We start from the raw sequence: 19,412 nt of genomic DNA, 5'->3' as shown, positions 1-19,412 counted from the left end.
CCCCGCGCCCCGGCGTAGGCTTTACCCCCGGAGTGTTGTTCCCCACAGGCCCGCCAGTACAAGGAGTCGCCCCGTGACCGCCGGTCGCCCGCCCCGCGTGCTCATCGACGCCACGAGTGTCCCCACCGACCGTGGTGGTGTCGGTCGATACGTCGACGGTCTGCTCGGTGCCCTCGGCAAGGTGTGCGGGTCGGGGGTGGAGCTGGCGGTGGTCAGTCTCCGCACCGATCTGGAGCGGTACACCCGCATGCTGCCCGGCGCGGAGATCATCCCGGCTCCGGCCGCCGTGGCGCACCGTCCGGCCCGGCTCGCCTGGGAGCAGACCGGCCTGCCGCTGCTCGCCCAGCAGGTGGGCGCAGAGGTGCTGCACTCGCCCTTCTACACCTGCCCGCTGCGGGCCGGGTGTCCGGTCACGGTCACCGTGCACGACGCGACGTTCTTCACAGAGCCGGAGCATTACGACAAGTCGCGCCGTACGTTCTTCCGCAGCGCCATCAAGACCTCGTTGCGCCGCGCCGACCGGGTGATCGTGCCCAGCAAGGCCACCCGGGACGAGCTGATCCGGCTGCTCGACGCCGACCCGACGCGGATCGACGTTGCCTACCACGGCGTCGACCAGGCTGCCTTCCACGCTCCCACCGAGGAGGAGAAGGCCCGGGTACGCGCCCGTCTGGGGCTGGGCAACAGCAGCTACGTCGCATTCCTCGGTGCCAAGGAGCCTCGGAAGAACGTGCCCAACCTGATCCGTGGGTGGGCGCGGGCGGTGGCTGACCGGGTCGACCCGCCGGCCCTGGTGATCGCCGGTGGGCAGGGGCACGACGAAGACATCGACCGGGCGGTGGCCGAGGTGCCGTCGCACCTGCGTCTGCTGCGCCCCGGCTACCTGCGCTACGCCGACCTGCCGGGTTTCCTCGGCGGTGCCCTGGTCGCCGCGTACCCGTCCTACGGCGAGGGGTTCGGGCTGCCGATCCTGGAGGCGATGGCGTGCGCCGCCCCGGTGCTGACCACGCCCCGGCTCTCGCTGCCCGAGGTGGGCGGCGACGCGGTCGCGTACACCTCGGAGGACCCGGAGCAGATCGGCACCGACCTGGCCGCCCTGCTCGACGACGAGCAGCGGCGGTTGTCGCTGGCAAAGGCGGGGTTCGACCGGGCCAAGGAGTTCACCTGGGAGTCCAGCGCCGAGGTGCACATCGCGGCGTGGAGTCGCGCCCGTTCCTGATCCTCCGCACCGCTGCGGGTGACCCGTGCCACTTTGGGCAGGTACGTCGGGCATGATGTGCGGATGCTCTATGCGGTCATTCCGGCAGGTGGCAGTGGCACGAGGTTGTGGCCGTTGTCCCGCGCTGGCCATCCCAAGTTCCTCCACCCGCTGACCGGCACCAGCGCCTCGCTGCTCCAGGCGACCGTGGAACGGCTCGCGCCGCTGACCACACCGGATCGGACCCTTGTGGTCACCGGCGCCGCGCACGTCGCGGCGGTGGCACGGCAACTGGCCGTGCTGCCGGAGGAGAACATCCTGGTCGAACCCTCCCCCCGGGATTCCTGCGCGGCGATCGCGTTGGCCGCCGCGGTGATCGCGGCGCGTGACCCGAACGCGGTGATGGGCAGCTTCGCGGCCGACCACCTGATCCGCGACACGGACAGCTGGGTCTGCACGGTCCAGGAGGCGGTCCGCGGGGCCGAGCAGGGCCTGCTGATGACCGTCGGGATCACTCCGACCCGTGCGGAGACCGGCTACGGCTACCTGGAGACCGGCGATCCGACCCAGGGTGTGCCGTGGCGGCCGGTGGCCGAGTTCAAGGAGAAGCCGGCCGCCGAGGTCGCCGAGGCGTACGTCCGTTCGGGCCGGCACCTGTGGAACGCGAGCATGTTCGTGTGGCGGGTGGACGTCTTCCTCGCCGAGCTGGCCCGCCAGCAGCCGGCGCTGCACGCCGGCGTCGCCGCGATCGCCGCCGCCTGGGGCACCCCGGAGCAGGACGACGTCCTGGGCGCGATCTGGCCGACCCTGCCGAAGATCTCCGTCGACTACGCGGTGATGGAGGGCGCGGCCACGGCGGGTCGGGTCGCGACGGTGCCGGGCGACTTCGGCTGGAACGACGTTGGTGACTTCCACACCCTGGGCGACGTGCTGCCAACCGACGACGCCGGCAACGTGGTGCTCGGCACGGAGGCCAAGCCGGGCGTGCTGCTGCGGGACACCAGCAACCTCGTGGTAGTGCCGCAGTCGGGTCGGTTGGTGGCCGTCCTCGGCCTGCACGACCTGATCGTGGTGGACACCCCGGACGCGGTGCTGGTCTGCCCGCGCGACCGGGCGCAGGACGTCAAGACCCTGGTCGACGAGCTCAAGGAGCGAGGCGAAGAGGGCTACGTCTGAGGGCGGCCAGGGCGGGTGCGACCAGTTGGACGGTCCCGCCGGCCAGCGGCTCAGGCAGCTGATCCGGTGGGAACCAGCCCAGCTCCTCGGCCTCGTCGCTGACCTGCTCCACCGCCGAGGGCGGGGCGATCACCGCGAACCGGACGTCGTGGTGCGCCGAGCCGCCCTGACACTGCACCTGGTGCACGTCCACGTCGATCGGCACCGGGTCGATGCGCAGGCCGGCGATCCCGGACTCCTCGGTGGCCTCGCGGAGCGCGGCGCCGACCACTGTCTGGTCGGTCGGCTCGCAGTGCCCGCCGAGCTGCACCCAACGCCCGAACTTGACGTGCAGGCAGAGCAGCACCCGGGAGCCGGTGGAGTCCAGCACCAACGCGCTGGCGGTGACGTGCCCCGGGCGGTGCTGCCGGCTCATCGCGACCGGGCCGGCGGCGAGCAGCGCGAGGGTCCGGTCCCGCGCGCTGGCAGCCTCCGGGCTGGTGGGCTGCCAGCCCTCCAGCAACGCGGTGGCGTCGGCGTGCAGCGCCTTGTACGTCTCGGGGTCGGTCGTCGGGGCAGTCGGGCCGGTAATCACGGTGTCGGGCACCCCGCCACTGTACGAGCGTGTGCTCCGTACGCTGGCTCGGTGACCCTGCGACTCGTCGAATTCGTGGTGGCCGGTAACGAGGCCAGCGATCTGCTGCCGGTGCATTCGGCGGCGCTGCTGCGGGCGTACGGTGCCCGGCGAGGCTTCTGGACGGTGCTGGACGAGGGGCCGGTGGAGCGTTGCCTCGCGCTGCTGCTGGAGCGCGACGACGGGGAGTGGACGGCCCTGCACGTGCTGGCGGATGCCGGTGTGGAGAACGGGCGGACCGAGGACGGTGAGGCGCTCGCCCACCACGACGGCTGGGTGTACGTCTTCGGCTCCCACTTCGGCTCGAAGGCTGGCCCGCTGCGACCTCGGCGCGCCTTCGTGGCCCGGTTCCGCGAGGACGACGCGGCGGCCGGACCGGTGCCGGTGCACGTGGTGCGCAACTCGTTTCGCCTGCACCGGGCGGTGAACGATGCTCTCGCCGCGTCGCCGTTGACCCTCCTGCCGCCCGGGGAGCGGGTGCGGGAGCGGTTCATCGTGGAGACGCTGGCCCGGGGGACCGTCCGGGAGAAGAGCTGGGTGAGCCGGTTGGCCCCGGACGACCTGCCGTTGAACGTGGAGGCGGCGGCGTTCACCCCGGCCGGGACGGTGCTGCTCGGGCTGCGTTTTCCGGTCACCGACGCCGGTGAGCCGATCCTGGTCGAGGTGGCCGGTGTGCCGGGCATGTTCGCCGCCGAGCGGGCGTGGCCGCGGGCGTTGGGCGCGTACGTGTTGACCGCTGTCACTCCGCCGGGGCAGCTGACCGGCTTCCGCGCGATCACCCCGACGGCGGACGGCGGGTACGCGGCCGTGATCGGCTCGATCGACGCGCTGGGCAAGGGGTCGGTCCTGCTCGACGACCATCCCGGTGGGGGTGAGGTCACCTCCCGGCACGTCCGCTTCCGGCTCACCGGTGGCGAGGCGGGCGACGGGCGGCGGCTCGTCGGGGAGCAGGTGGCGGACCTGGCCCCGTTCCACCACGTCGAGGGGGTGGCGGAGCTGGACGGACGGTCGTTCTACGTCACGGATGAGGACCGTCGGGTCGCGCTCTGGGTCGGCTGAGCCGGCGGGGGAGCGGGATGACCGGACGGCACCTCCGCGGAGCAAGGGCCGCAGACCCTCGTGGTGCCGTCCGATCACCGGGGCCTCCCCGGTCCCGGTGCCCCGGCAGCACGAGCGTCAAGGACGCGCGGCGCCGTGTTCGGGCATGGGAAGCATGCCGAACCGGCCCCGGAGGCGTCGAGGTTTTTCAGTCCAGGCTTAAAGATGGAGATTACTGCCGGCCAGGTAGAGTCGAACGGTCATCCGGCATCCCCCTGCCGGCGACACAGGAGCGCTCCATGCTGAAGATCCACTTTTCTGGGGAGGACATCCTCCGGACCCGGGTGGCGCCGGCGGCGGACCCGGTCTGGGAGCTGATCCTCAGCCTGCACGTGCTGCGCGGCCGCACCCGCGATCCGCTGACGGCCAACTGGCGGCGCAGCGTCGCCCGGGATCTGCGCCAGGACTCCGCCTCCGAGCAGCTCCGCCTGCTCTTCGCGTTGAACCCGCCGCGTGGCTACTTCCCCGACTTCCTCACCCCGTACGCCAGCGTGGAGGGCTTCGAGGCCGGTCTGGACGCGCTCCGCCGTACCCCCACCGAGTTGCTGCACCGGGACCTGAGCGTGCTGGCCGCCGAGAATCAGCTGCCCTCCTCGGCGGCCGCGCTCGCTCGGGGTGAGGTGTCGGCGCTGCACCACCTGGCCGAGTCGATGGAGCAGTACCGGTCGCTGGCGATCAGCCCGTACTGGAGCCGGATCCAGGCCGCGGTTGCGGCGGACCGCACGCGGCGGGCGCGGGCGCTGCTCGACGGCGGCGTCGAGGGCCTGCTCACCAGCCTCCGGCCGGCGATGCGCTGGGAGAGCGGGGTGCTGGAGGTCCGCAGCTACCCGCACAGCCGGGAGCTGCACCTGGACGGCCGTGGGCTGCTGCTGGTGCCGTCGTTCTTCTGCGCGGCCACCCCTGTCGCACTGCTCGACCCGGCGCTGCCACCGGTGCTGGTCTACCCGGTGGACCGGCTGGGCGCGCTGGTCTCCGCCGACGCCAGCGCCGCGTCCGGTGCCGCACCCGAATCACTCGCCGCGCTGCTGGGCCGCACCAGGGCAGCGGTGTTGCAGGCCACCGACGAGGGCTGCACCACCGGCGAGGTCGCCCGCCAGCTCAACATCTCACCGGCGGCGGCGAGCCAGCACGCCACGGTGCTGCGCAACGCTGGTCTGCTGGTCAGCCACCGCGAACGCAACAGCGTGCTGCACACGCTGACCCCGCTGGGCCGGGCCATGCTGGACGCGTGACCCGGCCGTTCGCACAGGCCGAGGGCGGCGCTACAGGGCGAGAGCGGCGCTCGCCGGGCTGCCGGGCGGTGGCGGCAACAGGGTCGACCCGACGCCCTGGGCGGCCAGGGCGACACGCAGCCGGTGCAGGTCGGCGCCGAAGCGGACCAGACCCATGGGCTCGACGGGCGTCGGGGCCGAGCCGAGCAGCAGGTCGGCGCCGTCCGGCCACCCGGGCATCTCGGCGACCAGACCGGCGCGTACCTCGGCCTCGTCGACCACTGTGAAGACCGTGCCGGGGGCGACCACCCCGGCGACCGCGTCGATCGCCCGTCGCACCGCGGTCAGGTCTGCCGGTGTCGGGCCGGGACCGTCGGTCAGGGTGGCGGCGTCGGAGAGCCCGGCGGCGTGGGCCTCCCCGGTACCGAGCGAGAACAGGTCCTGTGCCGCGTCGCGGATCAGCGCCCGCGCGCCACCGGCGTCGTCCGCGTTGGTGGCCGGCAGGTAGCCCCGCACCACCGCGACGGGCACCTGATCGCACTTGCCCTTGATCAGTTCGCCGGCACCCGCCAACTCGTCCACCACGGCCATCTGGGTCAACTGCAACTCGTTGCCGTACGGGTCGACCTCGCCCCGGTGGTCGCGGATGGCCGGCATCCCGGCCACCCCGAGCGCCACGTCGGTGAGCCCGTTGCGCCAGGGCCGGCCCATCGTGTCGCTGATGATCACGGCCAGGTCCAGGTCGTATCGCTCCCGCAGCGCGTCCCGCAGAGCCCGCGCCGAGGCGTCCGGGTCGACCGGCAGCAGCACCAGTTGGGTCTTGTCCACGTTCGACGCGTCGATCCCGGCCGAGGCCATGACGAAGCCGTGGTGGGTCTGCACGATCCGGGTCGCCCCCCGGCTGGCGACCACCCGGGCGGTCTCACCGGCCAGGACCTCGTCCCGGGCGGCCAGCCGTTCCGGTCCGTCCGCCGGCACGTCGACGAGCCGCCCCTCCGCCTTGGAAACGATTTTGCTGGTCACCACCAGTACGTCGCCGTTGCGCAGCCACGGCGCGGCGGTCGCGATCATCGCGGCCAGGTCGTCACCTTCGGTCACGTGGCCGATGCCGAGCACCGGCAGAATCTCGAGCCTCACGTCAACTCCACCGCGGCGCGGACCATGGCCGCCGTCGCCGCCTCGTCGGTCATCCGCAGCGGCACCGCGCGGACCGTCACCTCGGGCACCGCAGTGCCCGCGTCCTCCTCGGCCACCAGCCAACCGTCGAGCAGGCCACCGCTCGCCCGGCCGGCGTAGAGCCGACCCACCCCCGCCGCGCTGCACTCCACACCGAGCACGGCCAGGCAACGGTCGGCCATCCCCCGCACCGGCGCGCCGCCGATGATCGGGGAGACACCCACCACCGGCGCCGGGCCGTCCGCCACCGCCGCACGCAGACCCGGTACGGCCAGCACCGGCGCGACGCTCACCACCGGGTTGCTCGGCGCGATCAGCACCAGGTCGGCCGAGGCGATCGCGTCCAGCACCCCGGGGGCCGGCTTCGCCGTCTCCGCGCCGACGAACACGAAACGGTGCGTGAGGATGTCGGCGCGGTACCGCACCCACCACTCCTGGAAGTGGATCGCCCGCTGACCCTGGTCGTCCTCCACCACGGCATGGGTCTCCAGGCGGTCGTCCGTCGCCGGCAACAGGCGTACGCCCGGCTCCCAGCGGCTGGCCAGCGCCTCGGTGACCGCGCTCAACGGGTAACCGCCGTTGAGCATGGTGCTGCGGACCAGGTGGGTGGCGATGTCCTTGTCGCCGAGGCCGAACCAGGTCGGCTCCGCCCCGTACGCGGCCAACTCCTGTTTGACCGTCCAGCTCTCGCCGACCCGACCCCAGCCCCGTTCCGGGTCGGCGCCCCCGCCGAGGGTGTACATGACGCTGTCCAGGTCGGGGCAGATCTTCAACCCGTGTAACCACAGGTCGTCGCCGACGTTGACAACGGCGGTCACCTCCGCGCCGACGTGACGGGCGTACGCCCGGACCCCGAGCAGGAACCGGGCGCCGCCGATGCCGCCGGCCAGAACCACGATGCGCATGTCAACCATCCTCGCGCACGTGACGCCTCCGATCCGTCGGTGGTCCCAGAGCAGTGATTCAAGATTGATTTCCTGACTGCGAGTGGCTACAAATGGGCGTAATGAGTAGCCTTTATCGGATCGGGGAGTTCGCCACCCGGGTGGGTGGCCGACTACGCCGTTACGAGGAGCAGCTCACGTCGGTGGACCTGACCGAGGGTCCGACGTGAAGACGACCCGGATCGCCTACTCACACCGGCTCAACGCTGGCAAGTACGCCGCGCTCGTTGAGCAGGCTCGGCTGCTGGGGCGGGTGCCCTCCGAGGTGTGGCAGCGCTACGCCTCGGTCGGCGGTGCTGCGCTCACCGACCGGCAGGTCCGCGACCGCTGGCTGGCCGACGGCACACACGGCCAGTTCGGGGTGCTGGCCAACGCGTGGAAGGAGACCGTCCGCGACGTCCTGCGACGACATGGTGATCCCGACATCACCCTGCACACCCCGCACCGCGTGGTGAGGCAGATCGTGCAGGCGCGGGCCGATCGCCACCGGAGCAGACTGCCGCTCCCGGACTCCAGCCCGGACCGCCGGGCGGAGAGCGAATCATCCGAAGCGCTCAGAAATGAGCGATGACAAGGAAGCAGACTAGGCTCACTTGCGCCCTGTCCGTTGATGCCCCGAGGGGGAGCTCGTGACCAGCCCCGCCGAGCCCGCGTCCGCCGACGCGACGCGGGCCCGCCAGCTGACCAAGCCGCTACGGGAGCTCGCCGCGCTCGCGCTGCTTGGCGCCAACGCCGTGTTCCTCTTCGTGGGCCTGCTCCGGCTCATCGCCCCGAACGACTACAGCTCCTTCACCGACCGCGCGGGCAGCGCCTTCTACGCGTTCGTCGGGGTGGAGGCGGTGGGCCTCCCACTGCTGGCGGTGCTGCTGGCCACGCACATCTCGCCGGTGTTGGCGAAGGCGAAGCTGATCACGCAGGCAGCTGTCATCGAGTACGCGGTCAGCGCCCTGTTCGGCACGCTGACCATGCTGATCTGGACGGTGGGCCGGCTGGCCGAGGCCGAGGTGCTGGACGCCCTGCTCGGTGTGCTCACCCGGTTCGCCTGGATGGTGATCTTCGCGATCGCCGCCTGGGTGGTCTACACCATCTGGCGCGCCCACTACTACGTGCCGCGGCCCAAGCCGCAGCCGGGCGTTTACGGCCAGCCCCAGCCGGGCTGGCCGCAGCAGCAGGGCGGTTGGCCGGCCCCAGGGCAGCCCGGTGGCCAGCCGCAGGGTGGATGGCCCGCTCCCGGCCAGCCCGGCGGCGGCTACCCGCAGGCCGGTCAGCCTGGTGGTTACCCGCAGGCGGGCCAGTACGGCCAGCAGTCGCCGCCGTTCCAGCCCCCGCAGTCGGCCCCGCCGTTCCCGCAGTCCGCGCCGCCGCACCCGCAGTCGGCCCCGCCGTTTTCGCAGTCCGCGCCGCCGTTCCAGGCACCGCAGTCCGCGCCGCCGGCGAACCCCGCTCCCCAGTCGGCGCCGCCGTCCCCGGCCGCGGCACCGCCCACCGCGCCGCCGTTCGGGCAGCCGCCGTCGGCCGACCCCACTCAGGCCATCCCGCGCCAGTCCGCCGACCCGACCGAGGTCATCTCCCACCCCGCCGACACGGACACCGACCGCACCCAACACATCAAGCCCAACGACCACCCCGACCAGCCCCGCTGAGTCCGCCTGCGTCGGCTACGCCGATAGGGGCGCGGGTGGGAGCCCGCAGGGTAGATCTTGGACACTTTTCGTTCCGCGCTGACGGAAACTGTCCAAGATTGCCAGCTGCGGGGGTGTGAACGGCCGGGGTCGCGGCGCGGGACCACACGACTTCATGACCGACGAGACCGGGTGGTGGACGGACGGACGTTGCGTCCGACGCCAGGGGGTTGAACCCCTCTCCTCGTGGGAGGCGCTGAGTGCCGTTTCCCACGGTGCGGGCTGGGACTGGTTGGGTGGCGTCGGGCTGCGCATAGGGTGAGTGGATGGTTGATCGCACCCACTCCGGCCCGAGCGATGCGAGCGTGCGGCGGGCCCTGGGCCGGGCCGCGAACGGGCGGGCGCTGGATGTCGACGAGGCGACAGCGCTGCTGTCCGCTCGTGGCGACGCGCTCGACGAGCTGCTCCGGCTCGCCGGGGGAACCCGCGACGCCGGGCTGCGGGACGCCGGGCGGCCGGGTGTGGTCACGTACTCCAAGAAGGTCTTCATTCCGCTGACCCGGCTCTGCCGGGACCGCTGCCACTACTGCACCTTCGCGACAGTGCCGCACCGGCTGCCGGCGCCGTTCCTGGACCGCGACGAGGTCCTCGCAATCGCCCGGGCCGGTGCCGCCCAGGGCTGCAAGGAGGCGCTGTTCACCCTGGGTGACCGGCCGGAGGAACGCTGGCCGGCGGCCCGGACCTGGCTGGACGAACGCGGTTACGACTCGACACTGGACTACCTGCGCGCCTGTGCGGTGGCGGTGCTGGAGGAGACCGGCCTGCTGCCGCACCTCAACCCCGGGGTGCTGTCCTGGTCGGAGCTGCAACGGCTCAAGCCGGTCGCGCCGAGCATGGGCATGATGCTGGAGACGACAGCTACCCGGCTCTGGTCCGAGCCGGGTGGCCCGCACTTCGGCTCACCGGACAAGGAGCCGGCGGTCCGGTTGCGGGTGCTCGAGGACGCGGGGCGGGTCGGAGTGCCGTTCACCACCGGCATCCTGATCGGCATCGGGGAGACCCCGGCGGAGCGGGTGGACGCGCTCTTCGCGATCCGCCGTGCGCACCGGGAGTACGGGCACCTCCAGGAGGTGATCGTGCAGAACTTCCGCGCCAAGCCGGACACGGCGATGCGCGGCATGCCCGACGCGGAGCTGCACGACCTGGCCGCCACGGTGGCGGTGGCCCGACTGCTGCTCGGCCCGAAGGCCCGCATCCAGGCCCCGCCGAACCTCATCGCCGGCGAGTACGACCTGCTGCTGCGCGCCGGCATCGACGACTGGGGTGGCGTCTCCCCGCTCACCCCCGACCACGTCAACCCGGAGCGTCCCTGGCCGCAGATCGAGGAGTTGGCCCGGCACACCGAGCTGGCCGGGTTCACGCTGCGGGAGCGGCTGACCATCTACCCGGAGTACGTGCGGGCGGGCGATCCGTGGCTCGACCCGCGGCTGCTGCCGCACGTGACCGCCCTCGCCGACCCGGCGACCGGCATGGCTGTCGAGTCGGCGATGCCGCAGGGCCGACCGTGGCAGGAGCCGGAGGAGACGTTCGGCGGGCGCACCGACCTGCACGCCACCATCGACACCACCGGCCGCACCGACGACCGGCGCGGCGACTTCGACAGCGTCTACGGCGACTGGTCCGAGGTCGCCGGCAAGGTCACTCCCGAGGCCGCGGCGCGGCGAGCGGGCGTACCCCCGTCGTCGACCGGCAGTGGCGCGGACCGTGACGTGGCGGCCGGCCTGCGCCTCGCCGCCGACGACCCGGCGGCGCTGCTCGACCCCGGGCACACCGACGCCGCCCTGGCGCTGTTCGGCGCGGACGGGCAGGCGCTCGACGAGTTGTGCCGCCTCGCCGACGACGTGCGCCGGGCGGCTGTCGGTGACGACGTAACCTACGTGGTCAACCGCAACATCAACTTCAGCAACGTCTGCTACGTGGGCTGCCGGTTCTGTGCGTTCGCGCAGCGTGAGCGGGACGCCGACGCGTACCGGCTCTCCGTCGAGCAGGTAGCGGACCGGGCCGAGCAGGCGTGGGCGGCCGGTGCCAGCGAGGTGTGCCTCCAGGGCGGCATCGACCCGAAAATGCCGGTCACCGGGTACGCCGACATCGTGCGCGCGATCAAGGCCCGGGTGCCCGAGATGCACGTACACGCGTTCTCTCCCATGGAGATCGTCACCGCCGCCGCGAAGGCCGGGGTGCCGGTCCGCGAGTGGCTGCTCCAGCTGCGCGAGGCCGGGCTGGACACCATCCCGGGCACCGCCGCCGAGATCCTCGACGACGACGTGCGCTGGGTGCTGACCAAGGGCAAGCTCCCGGCCGCCGCCTGGGTCGAGGTGGTCAGCACCGCCCACGAGCTGGGCATCCGGTCCAGCTCCACGATGATGTACGGCCACGTCGACCACCCCGGGCAGTGGCTGGCGCACTTCCGGGTGCTGGCCGGGGTGCAGGACCGCACCGGCGGGTTCACCGAGTTCGTGGCGCTGCCGTTCGTGCACACGAATGCTCCGATCTATCTGGCGGGTATCGCCCGACCCGGCCCGACCTGGCGGGAGAACCGGGTGGTGCACGCCATGTCCCGGCTGCTGCTGCACGGCCGGATCGACAACATCCAGTGCTCCTGGGTGAAGCTCGGCGACGAGGGCACTGTCGCGATGCTCCAGGGGGGCTGCAACGACCTCGGCGGCACGCTGATGGAGGAGACGATCTCCCGGATGGCCGGCTCCGACAACGGTTCGGCGCGTACCGAGGAGCAGTTGCGGGCCATCGCGAAGGCCGCCGGTCGTCCGGCGCGCAAGCGGTCGACTGCGTACGGTCACGCCCGGCCCTGACGTCGAACCTTTCCCCGCCACCGGCCGTACCACGCGATGCCGGTGGCGGTCGCGGCGAGGACCGCCGCCGGTGTCCCTCAGGGGCCCGGCGGCGTCGCGAGACGGCACCGGACCCGTCCGTCTCCGCGGGCGCGCTCGCGCCACCGCCGGAAAGGTTGCCCATGACCAGTGATCAGCGGAAGCGGCAGTGGCCGCGACTGACCCGCCGGCAGACGTTGACCGCCGCGGCCAGCGCCACCCTCGGCGCCGCCGCGCTCACAGTGCCGGGCCTGTCGGCCGCGCAGAACGCCCCCGGCGCGGCCGGACGAGCCGACGAACCGATCGTCGTGCACCTGCGTGACGCCGAGTCCGGAACGATGGACGTCTTCGTCGGTGAGACGCGCATCGAGGTACGCGACCGCGGCCTGGCGGACCGGCTGCGGCGCGCCGCCCGGCGCTGACCCGACCATCCGCCCCGCCATCCTGTCCCCGCCCAGTGAGGTTGGTCCGTCATGTCTTCCCACCGCGAGGCCCCGGAGATAGCCAAGGATCCGGTCGCCGACAGCTCCGACCTGTACGCGTTCGTCAGCCCCGACAAACGCGACACGGTCACGTTGATCGCCAACTACGTGCCGTTGCAGCTCCCCTCCGGGGGCCCGAACTTCTTCGAGTTCGGCGACGACGTGCGGTACGAGATCCATATCGACAACGACGGCGACGGTCGTCCGGATGTCACCTACCGGTTCGAATTCACCACCGAGATCACCAACCCGAACAGTTTTCTCTACAACACGGGTCCGATCGACTCACTTGACAGCAAGAACTGGAACCGGCGGCAGTTCTACAGCCTGACCCGGGTGGCCGACGGCCGCGAACACCGGCTGGCGCACAAGCTGCAGTGCCCGCCGTGCAACGTCGGCCCGCTGTCCACCCCGAAGTACGCAGACCTGGTGCGGCAGGCCACCTACTCGCTCTCCACGGGGGAGCGGGTCTTCGCCGGGCAGCGCGCCGACGGGTTCTTCGTCGACCTCGGGGCGATCTTCGACCTCGGCACGCTGCGACCGTTCCAGCAACTGCACGTCGCCGGGAAGAAGATCTTCGAGGCCGAGGGCGAGCCGGTGAACGCCACCGACCGGATGAACGTGCACAGCATCGCGGTGCAGGTGCCGCTGGAGCGGGTGCGTCGGCGCGCCAACCGGTACGGTGCCGCGGATCGGGCGTCGGTGATCGGGGTGTGGACGTCCGCGTCGCGTCGGCAGGTGCGGGTGCTCGGCGAGCGGGGTGGGGCGGACACCAGCACCGGCCCGTTCACCCAGGTCTCGCGTTTGGGCAATCCTCTGTTCAACGAGGTCATCGTGCCGATGTCCAAGAAGGACCTGTGGAACTCGCTGCCGCCGTCGGAGGACAAGCGGTTCGCCCAGTTCGTCGAGCAGCCGGAGCTGGCCGCGTTGCTGCCGGCGCTCTACCCGGACGTCTTCCCCAACCTGGACAAGCTCACCAAGGCGAAGAAGGCCCGAGCCGACCTGGTGGCGATCCTGCTCACCGGCGTGCCGGCCGGGCTGATCGACGGCTTCACCAACACCACCGGCGACGTGCAGGCCGACATGCTGCGACTGAACACGGCGATCCCACCGACCAGGCGACCGGACCGGTTCGGGGTGCTCGGCGGCGACCTGGCCGGGTTCCCGAACGGGCGGCGGGTCGGCGACGACGTGGTCAGCATCGCGTTGCGGGCCATCGCCGGGGTCACCGTCCCGCTGGTGGACAAGACGTTCCAACCGGACGCGGCGGCCGCCGCGGTCACCCCGGGGCTGAGCGCCGCCGACGTGACCGCGCCGTTCCTCGGAAACTTCCCCTACCTGGGTACGCCGTACGACGGGTTCAACAACCCGCCGGCGGGGTCCTGATCGGGGCGGGGGCGAGCGGATGCACGAGCACGCGTACGGGCCGTCGGAGACCGGGAGCGTCGTCCTCGATCTGGGCGGCGACACCGGTGCCCTGATCGTCTACACGGGTCGGGATCTGCACGGTCGGGAGATCGAGATCAGTCGCGACGACGAACGGCGGGTCCACTCGGCGGTGCGTGAGCGTCGGGTGCGGGACGGCTCGTTCCACAGTGCGGTCTATCCCGATCTGCCGAGCGGAATTTATACCGTCTGGTGGGACGACCGTACGCCCGCCGGCACGATTTCTGTCCATGGTGGAGAGATAGCCGAGTTTGCCTGGCCCAGCAGCGGTTTTGGGGCCGCTGGCTGACCTCGCCGCATCGGTTTCACCACCGCGCCCCGTCCACACTGTGGACGGGGCGCGAGTGCTGTCCGCAGCTCGACGGGCGGTCTGCGCCGCACCGCGTTAACCTGTCCCCCACCAAGATCAGCTTAGGGGTGGAGGTCTCTGGTGTCGTCCGGTCGACGACTCGTCGGAGAAGCGCCACGGCAGAAAAGTCGGGCAACTCGCCGGAGAGGGCGTTACTCGGCCGGGGTCTGAATCGATAGGGCAGGTTGCGAGGCTGGACGGCCCGAGTGGCCGACCGGGGGTGTCGGGAGGGCGACTCCATTATCAAGTTTGGCTTGACGGCGCACGCATTACACGCGTGTAATTTGAATGGGGTTGTTCGCACGGAACGCAACAAAACGGGACCGGACGGACAAGCACGCCTTTCGCGTGGGGGGTTGCAGCGGCGATGACGCCGGTGCGCGACAAGGAGGCATTTGATGGACGGCCAGCTTGAGGTGGCCGACCTGCTCGGAAACGCGCCGGAGTGGCAGGAGCGGGCGTTGTGCTCGCAAACCGACCCCGAGGCGTTCTTTCCCGAGAAGGGCGGCTCGACCCGCGAGGCGAAGCGGATCTGCTCGCGTTGCGAGGTCAAGACCGAGTGCCTCGAATACGCACTGGGTCACGACGAGCGGTTCGGCATCTGGGGTGGGCTCTCCGAGCGGGAGCGGCGCAAGTTGAAGCGGCGGGCCGCCTGAGCGGTGCGCGGGGGCACCTGCGTGGTGTGAGGTCGAGGCGCGGGGCGTCTCAGCAGTGGAAGAGTCGAGGCGCGGGCCGCTTCAGCGGTGTGAGGGTCGGGGCGGGGGCCGCCGGGGGGCGGCCTGAGGTCAGGGCGGCGGGGGCCGCCCGACTCTCCGTTCTCCGCGCGGTCGGCTCCGGGGTTCGGCTCAGGCGAGCTCGTCCGGGTCGACCCCGAGGAGGTTCGCCACCTGTTCGATGATCACGTCATGGACGAGATCGGCGAGGTCCTCACGGTCCATCGCCCGGAACTCCAGAGGCCGCCGGTACAGCACGATCCGCGGCGGCACCTCCTGCCGGCCCGGGCGGCCGGGCAGCAGCCGGGCCAACGGGACCTCGCCGTCCTCCAGCACGTCCGAGTCGTAGACGTTCAGGTCCGGCGGGACGTCCTCGACCGCGAACTCGACCCCGGCCAGTTCCTTGGCGAACCGACGCTCCAGCGTCTCGACGGTGTCCAGGACCAGGTCGTCGAAGACCTCGGCCTTGGTCCGCGCCAGCGGCACGGTGGCCGGCACCAGCCGCCCGCGCAGGCCGCGCCCGTGCCGGTCACGATGCGCACGCCGGCCGGAGCCGGGGCGGCGGTGTTCCGGGCTCGTCATGAGGCAAAGGGTAGCGCCCGCGTCGGGCTGGCCAACGGCAGCGCCGCTACCGTGGCGCGGCGCGCCCAGGACGGTCGACTGTGATCACCATGACGGGCGTGTCGCAACGCGAAGCGATGCGCCGGACCCGGTAATGGAGATACCCTGCCGCACGTGAGGTCACCACGGCGCTGCTCCCGTAACGGCTGCCCCCGGCAAGCGGTCGCCACATTGACCTATGTCTACAACGAGTCGACAGCGGTGGTGGGGCCGCTGGCGGCGTTCGCCGAGCCGCACACGTACGACCTCTGCGAGCCGCACGCCCGCAGCCTGACCGCGCCGCGGGGCTGGGACGTCGTCCGGCACGAGGGCGAGTTCGAGCCGCCGCCGCCCACCACGGACGACCTGGTCGCGCTGGCCGAAGCGGTCCGCGAAGCCGCCCGCCCGGCCCCCCGGCCCCCGGAGCCGGACCAGAACCGTCCCGAGAACCCCCACCAGACCGGCCGCCGAGGCCACCTCCGAGTAATCCCCCCCAACCACTAACTCGGAAGTAGACCTACTCCCTCCCGATTAGGGCCGCTTCGCGCAGCGGAGCAGCAGGGACTAACCCCGCGCCCCGCCCGGCAGCGCCCCCCACCCCTCCCCGACCCACCCCCCTTTCCGGCGTTGATCAAGAGGTTTCGGTCGTCATCCGGCGCATTCTTGACGCAAACCTCTTGATCAACACCAGTGGGTGGGTGGGTGGGTGGGGTTAGAGCTTGGTCCAGGCTTCGGTTAGGACTGCGCGGAGGGTTTGCTCGATCTCGTCGAAGTGTTGCTGCTCGGCGATCAGGGGTGGGGCCAGCTGGATGACGGGGTCGCCCCGGTCGTCGGCCCGGCAGTAGAGGCCCGCCTGGAACAGGGCGGTGGAGAGGAAGCCCCGCAGCAGACGCTCCGACTCGGCCTCGGTGAAGGTCTCCCGGGTGGTCTTGTCCTTTACCAGTTCGATCCCGTAGAAGTAGCCGTCGCCGCGGACGTCGCCGACGATCGGCAGGTCGTACAGCTTCTCCAGGGTGGCCCGGAAGGCGTCCTCGTTGGCGCGTACGTGCCCGACCAGGTCCTCGCGGGCGAACACCTCCAGGTTGGCCAGGGCCACCGCGCAGGAGACCGGGTGCCCGCCGAAGGTCACTCCGTGGGCGAACATGCCGGTCTCGGTGAGGAACGGTTCCATCAGCCGGTCGCTGGCGATCATCGCGCCGAGCGGGGCGTAGCCGGAGGTGATGCCCTTGGCGGTGGTGATGATGTCCGGCTGGTAGCCGTAGCGCACCGCGCCGAAGTACTCGCCCAACCGCCCCCACGAGCAGATCACCTCGTCCGAAACGAGCAGCACGTCGTACGCGTCGCAGATCTCCCGTACCCGCTCGAAGTAGCCGGGCGGGGGTGGGAAGCACCCGCCGGAGTTCTGCACCGGCTCCAGGAAGACGGCGGCGACCGTGTCCGGTCCCTCCCGCTCGATGGCCCGCCCGATCTCGTCGGCGGCCCAACGGCCGAACGCCTCGGCGTCGTCGCCGTGCTCGGGCGCCCGGTAGAAGTTCGTGTTCGGCACCTTGATCGCGCCTGGTACCAGTGGCTCGAAGTCGCTCTTGATGCCCGGCAGGCCGGTGATCGACAGGGCGCCCATGGAGGTGCCGTGGTAGGCGATGTACCGGCTGATCACCTTGTACTTGTTGGGCTTCCCGGTGCGCTTGAAGTAGGCGCGGGCCAGCTTCCACGCCGCCTCGACTGCCTCGGAGCCGCCGGTGGTGAAGAAGATCCGGTTGAGGTCACCCGGGGTGAGCGCGGCGATCCTCTCGGCCAGCTCGATGGCCTTCGGGTGCGCGTACGACCAGAGCGGGAAGTAGGCCAGCTCGCCGGCCTGCTTGGCGGCGGCCTCGGCCAGTTCGGTGCGGCCGTGGCCGGCGTTCACCACGAAGAGGCCGGCGAGCCCGTCCAGGTAGCGGCGACCCTGCGCGTCCCACACGTACGCACCCTCGCCGCGCACGATGGTCGGCACCTCACCGGCGGAGTAGCTCGCCATCCGGGTGAAGTGCATCCAGAGGTGGTCGGTGGCGTTGGCCATGTCAGCCCCATCGGTCGTCGGGCCGGGTCAGGGGTGAGGCCGGCCGCTCTGCCAACGGTTATCGCACAGCCTCAACCCCGGAAGCAAGTGTTATCGGCGGTATCACGGTCAGTTGGCGACGGATTTAGCGCAGAGGCGTCACAGATGCAACGGAATCCGTACCGCTGCTGGCCGGTTGATCGGCGGTCGGCAGGAGTCGGAGGTGTGCTGGTGGCTGCCTTTGGAGCTGAATCGTTTGCGACATCAGCTCCAAAGGGCCCGCCTGGTGGTAGCGCCTCCCTCGGCCTCCGGCTCGATCCACTCCGGCTCGCTGAAATCGCGGTGACCGCCCGGGGTTTAGACCGCGACATTGGTGAAGCCGAGTGGATCAAGCGCGGGGGTCGGGGTGGTGACGCGGGCCGGGGAGGTGCGGGTCGGGGTCGGGTGACACTGAGCCGGGGTGCGGGCCGGCTCGGGAAGCGCGGGCCTTGGGACGCTGGCGGGACAGTTCGGGGGCGGTCGGGGGGCGTCCTGGATGCGCGCCAACACGTCCCACCGCAACACGCCGGTAGGTCGCAGACACGGACACGCAGCGTGGCTATCGTCCGCCGCAACGTGCATCGAGCGGCGTCGCAGCCCGCCTGCTGGGGCGGTGAGAGCTACGGCACGGAGGAGCGGCGGGAGGGTCCGGTGGCGAACGAGGCGTTGCGGGTGGCGATGGCCGAGGCGGGGGAGACGGTCGAGTCGTTGGCCGAGAAGGTGCGCGTCGACCCGAAGACGGCGGCGCGGTGGCTCGCTTCGGGGCGCATCCCGCATCCGCGTACCCGGGTGGCGGTGGCTCAGGTCCTGCGCCGAGACGCGGCTGACCTTAGCCTGGGACGTAGGTGGGAGAGCGTCACCGGCGAGGCGTTCCCCCAACGCCGGTCGATCGAGCTGATCAGGGAAGTGGCCACGACATGGACATGACCGACGCCCGCTGGCGCACCGCGACCCGCAGCAGCAACAACGGTGGTGACTGCGTCGAGGTGGCCGACAACCTGCCCGGCCGGGTGCTGGTGCGCGACAGCAAGGACCGCGACGGCGGCACCCTGACCTTCGCGCCGACCGCCTGGGCGTCGTTCGTCGGCGCGGTGGGCACGGCCGGCGCGGTCCGGGCGGCAAGCCGCTGATCCACTCGGGATCTCGGAAGTCGGGGCATCAGGGCGGCCCGGACACCCCGACTTCCGGAAAGCCGAGTGGATCAAGAGGCGGCAAGCGCAAGCAAAGCCGAGTGGATCAAGAGCGGCGTCAGGCCGTACCCCAGGTGTAGGTCTGCTTGCGGAGCTTGAGATAGACGAACGCCTCGGTGGAGAGCACCCCGGGCACCGCGCGCAGCCGTTGCAGGATCTCCAGCAGGTGGTCGTCGTTGCGGCAGACCACCTCGGTGAGCAGGTCGAACGACCCGGCGGTGATCACCACGTAGTCGACCTCGTCCAACTCGGCCAGCCGGTCCGCGACCGCTTCCAGGTCGCCGTCGGTACGCAGGCCGATCATCGCCTGCCGGTTGAAGCCGAGCTGGAGCGGATCGGTCACCGCCACGATCTGCATCACGCCGGAGTCGAGCAGCCGCTGCACGCGCTGCCGGACCGCGGCCTCGGACAGTCCCACCGCCTTGCCGATCGTCGCGTACGGGCGGCGGCCGTCCTCTTGGAGCTGCTCGATGATCTGCTTGGCCACGTCATCCAGCAGAGCGTGATTGGCACCGTCACGGACAGCGACGCGTCGACCGCCATTGCTGTTCTCGTGCTGCCGGTTTGTCATTGCCCGCTCCCCATGTCCCGAATCATGATGTCGCGCGTGTATCACCGCGTAGTCTGGC

General features: G+C 71.4%; 19 protein-coding genes and 1 pseudogene. 14 read left to right on the top strand and 6 right to left on the bottom strand.

Going from position 1 to position 19,412, the window contains the following annotated elements; genetic code table 11:
- The first annotated feature begins 73 nt into the window (after nt 1-73).
- Both ACIA47_RS05770 and ACIA47_RS05765 read left to right on the top strand, forming a co-directional pair.
- Entirely contained in the window at nt 74-1,219 is a 1,146-nt protein-coding gene (locus ACIA47_RS05770) for a glycosyltransferase family 1 protein (protein WP_112582435.1), read from the top strand.
- Between the two features lie 63 nt (nt 1,220-1,282).
- Nucleotides 1,283-2,374 (top strand): mannose-1-phosphate guanylyltransferase, encoded by a 1,092-nt coding sequence (locus ACIA47_RS05765; RefSeq protein ID WP_396705818.1) that lies wholly within the window; start codon nt 1,283-1,285, stop codon nt 2,372-2,374.
- Here ACIA47_RS05765 and ACIA47_RS05760 read toward each other — a convergent pair.
- On the bottom strand, nt 2,343-2,960 hold the full coding sequence (locus ACIA47_RS05760) for an NUDIX hydrolase (protein WP_396705816.1): 618 nt from the start codon (nt 2,958-2,960) through the stop codon (nt 2,343-2,345). The two genes, ACIA47_RS05765 and ACIA47_RS05760, sit on opposite strands and share 32 nt — an antisense overlap.
- Nucleotides 2,961-2,999: 39 nt before the next feature.
- On the opposite strand from ACIA47_RS05760, the gene ACIA47_RS05755 reads away from it, so the two are divergent.
- Nucleotides 3,000-4,046, top strand: a complete 1,047-nt coding sequence (locus ACIA47_RS05755; protein WP_396705814.1) for a hypothetical protein — start codon at nt 3,000-3,002, stop codon at nt 4,044-4,046.
- A 278-nt stretch (nt 4,047-4,324) separates the two neighbouring features.
- The gene (locus ACIA47_RS05750; RefSeq protein ID WP_396705812.1) at nt 4,325-5,317 is read left to right on the top strand and encodes an ArsR/SmtB family transcription factor; all 993 of its coding nucleotides are present in this window, start codon (nt 4,325-4,327) and stop codon (nt 5,315-5,317) included.
- Nucleotides 5,318-5,347: 30 nt separating this feature from the next.
- On the opposite strand, the gene ACIA47_RS05745 is transcribed toward ACIA47_RS05750, so the two are convergent.
- Nucleotides 5,348-6,433, bottom strand: coding sequence for a coenzyme F420-0:L-glutamate ligase (locus tag ACIA47_RS05745; RefSeq protein ID WP_396705810.1), 1,086 nt, complete (start codon nt 6,431-6,433; stop codon nt 5,348-5,350).
- Nucleotides 6,430-7,377, bottom strand: coding sequence for a 2-phospho-L-lactate transferase (gene cofD, locus ACIA47_RS05740; RefSeq protein ID WP_396705808.1), 948 nt, complete (start codon nt 7,375-7,377; stop codon nt 6,430-6,432). The genes ACIA47_RS05745 and cofD overlap by 4 nt, the downstream gene beginning before the upstream one ends.
- A 205-nt stretch (nt 7,378-7,582) precedes the next feature.
- Between cofD and ACIA47_RS05735 the strand changes: the two genes are divergently transcribed.
- The 7 genes from ACIA47_RS05735 (at nt 7,583) to ACIA47_RS05705 (ending at nt 14,859) form a co-directional block, all read left to right on the top strand.
- Nucleotides 7,583-7,987 carry a hypothetical protein gene (locus ACIA47_RS05735; protein WP_396705806.1) on the top strand — a complete coding sequence of 135 codons (405 nt, stop codon included), beginning with the start codon at nt 7,583-7,585 and terminating at the stop codon, nt 7,985-7,987.
- Nucleotides 7,988-8,045: 58 nt separating this feature from the next.
- On the top strand, nt 8,046-9,059 hold the full coding sequence (locus tag ACIA47_RS05730; RefSeq protein WP_396705804.1) for a hypothetical protein: 1,014 nt from the start codon (nt 8,046-8,048) through the stop codon (nt 9,057-9,059).
- 305 nt (nt 9,060-9,364) lie between these two features.
- Nucleotides 9,365-11,908 (top strand): bifunctional FO biosynthesis protein CofGH, encoded by a 2,544-nt coding sequence (locus ACIA47_RS05725; protein WP_396705802.1) that lies wholly within the window; start codon nt 9,365-9,367, stop codon nt 11,906-11,908.
- Between the two features lie 161 nt (nt 11,909-12,069).
- Nucleotides 12,070-12,348 (top strand): hypothetical protein, encoded by a 279-nt coding sequence (locus ACIA47_RS05720; RefSeq protein ID WP_396705800.1) that lies wholly within the window; start codon nt 12,070-12,072, stop codon nt 12,346-12,348.
- Nucleotides 12,349-12,399: 51 nt separating this feature from the next.
- Nucleotides 12,400-13,794, top strand: a complete 1,395-nt coding sequence (locus ACIA47_RS05715; protein ID WP_396705798.1) for a DUF4331 domain-containing protein — start codon at nt 12,400-12,402, stop codon at nt 13,792-13,794.
- A 19-nt stretch (nt 13,795-13,813) separates the two neighbouring features.
- Nucleotides 13,814-14,143, top strand: a complete 330-nt coding sequence (locus ACIA47_RS05710) for a phospholipase (protein ID WP_203126469.1) — start codon at nt 13,814-13,816, stop codon at nt 14,141-14,143.
- Nucleotides 14,144-14,601: 458 nt separating this feature from the next.
- Nucleotides 14,602-14,859 carry a WhiB family transcriptional regulator gene (locus tag ACIA47_RS05705; protein ID WP_007455784.1) on the top strand — a complete coding sequence of 86 codons (258 nt, stop codon included), beginning with the start codon at nt 14,602-14,604 and terminating at the stop codon, nt 14,857-14,859.
- 189 nt (nt 14,860-15,048) lie between these two features.
- On the opposite strand, the gene ACIA47_RS05700 is transcribed toward ACIA47_RS05705, so the two are convergent.
- On the bottom strand, nt 15,049-15,498 hold the full coding sequence (locus tag ACIA47_RS05700; RefSeq protein ID WP_074316962.1) for a metallopeptidase family protein: 450 nt from the start codon (nt 15,496-15,498) through the stop codon (nt 15,049-15,051).
- 153 nt (nt 15,499-15,651) lie between these two features.
- Between ACIA47_RS05700 and ACIA47_RS05695 the strand changes: the two genes are divergently transcribed.
- Nucleotides 15,652-16,020, top strand: a complete 369-nt coding sequence (locus tag ACIA47_RS05695; protein WP_091394110.1) for a DUF3499 domain-containing protein — start codon at nt 15,652-15,654, stop codon at nt 16,018-16,020.
- Between the two features lie 208 nt (nt 16,021-16,228).
- On the opposite strand, the gene ACIA47_RS05690 is transcribed toward ACIA47_RS05695, so the two are convergent.
- On the bottom strand, nt 16,229-17,575 hold the full coding sequence (locus tag ACIA47_RS05690) for an aspartate aminotransferase family protein (protein WP_396705796.1): 1,347 nt from the start codon (nt 17,573-17,575) through the stop codon (nt 16,229-16,231).
- 696 nt (nt 17,576-18,271) lie between these two features.
- Between ACIA47_RS05690 and ACIA47_RS05685 the strand changes: the two are divergent.
- Nucleotides 18,272-18,424: pseudogene (locus ACIA47_RS05685) on the top strand (XRE family transcriptional regulator); the annotation flags it as partial.
- 86 nt (nt 18,425-18,510) lie between these two features.
- Nucleotides 18,511-18,723, top strand: coding sequence for a DUF397 domain-containing protein (locus ACIA47_RS05680; protein ID WP_396705794.1), 213 nt, complete (start codon nt 18,511-18,513; stop codon nt 18,721-18,723).
- A 118-nt stretch (nt 18,724-18,841) separates the two neighbouring features.
- Here the strand turns inward: ACIA47_RS05680 and ACIA47_RS05675 are convergent, their stop codons facing one another.
- Nucleotides 18,842-19,354 (bottom strand): Lrp/AsnC family transcriptional regulator, encoded by a 513-nt coding sequence (locus tag ACIA47_RS05675; protein WP_091394101.1) that lies wholly within the window; start codon nt 19,352-19,354, stop codon nt 18,842-18,844.
- Nucleotides 19,355-19,412: the final 58 nt, after the last annotated feature.

This window comes from Micromonospora sp. NPDC051227 (assembly GCF_044455385.1).
Taxonomy (GTDB): domain Bacteria; phylum Actinomycetota; class Actinomycetes; order Mycobacteriales; family Micromonosporaceae; genus Micromonospora.
This window is presented reverse-complemented; position numbering and strand designations above follow the sequence as displayed.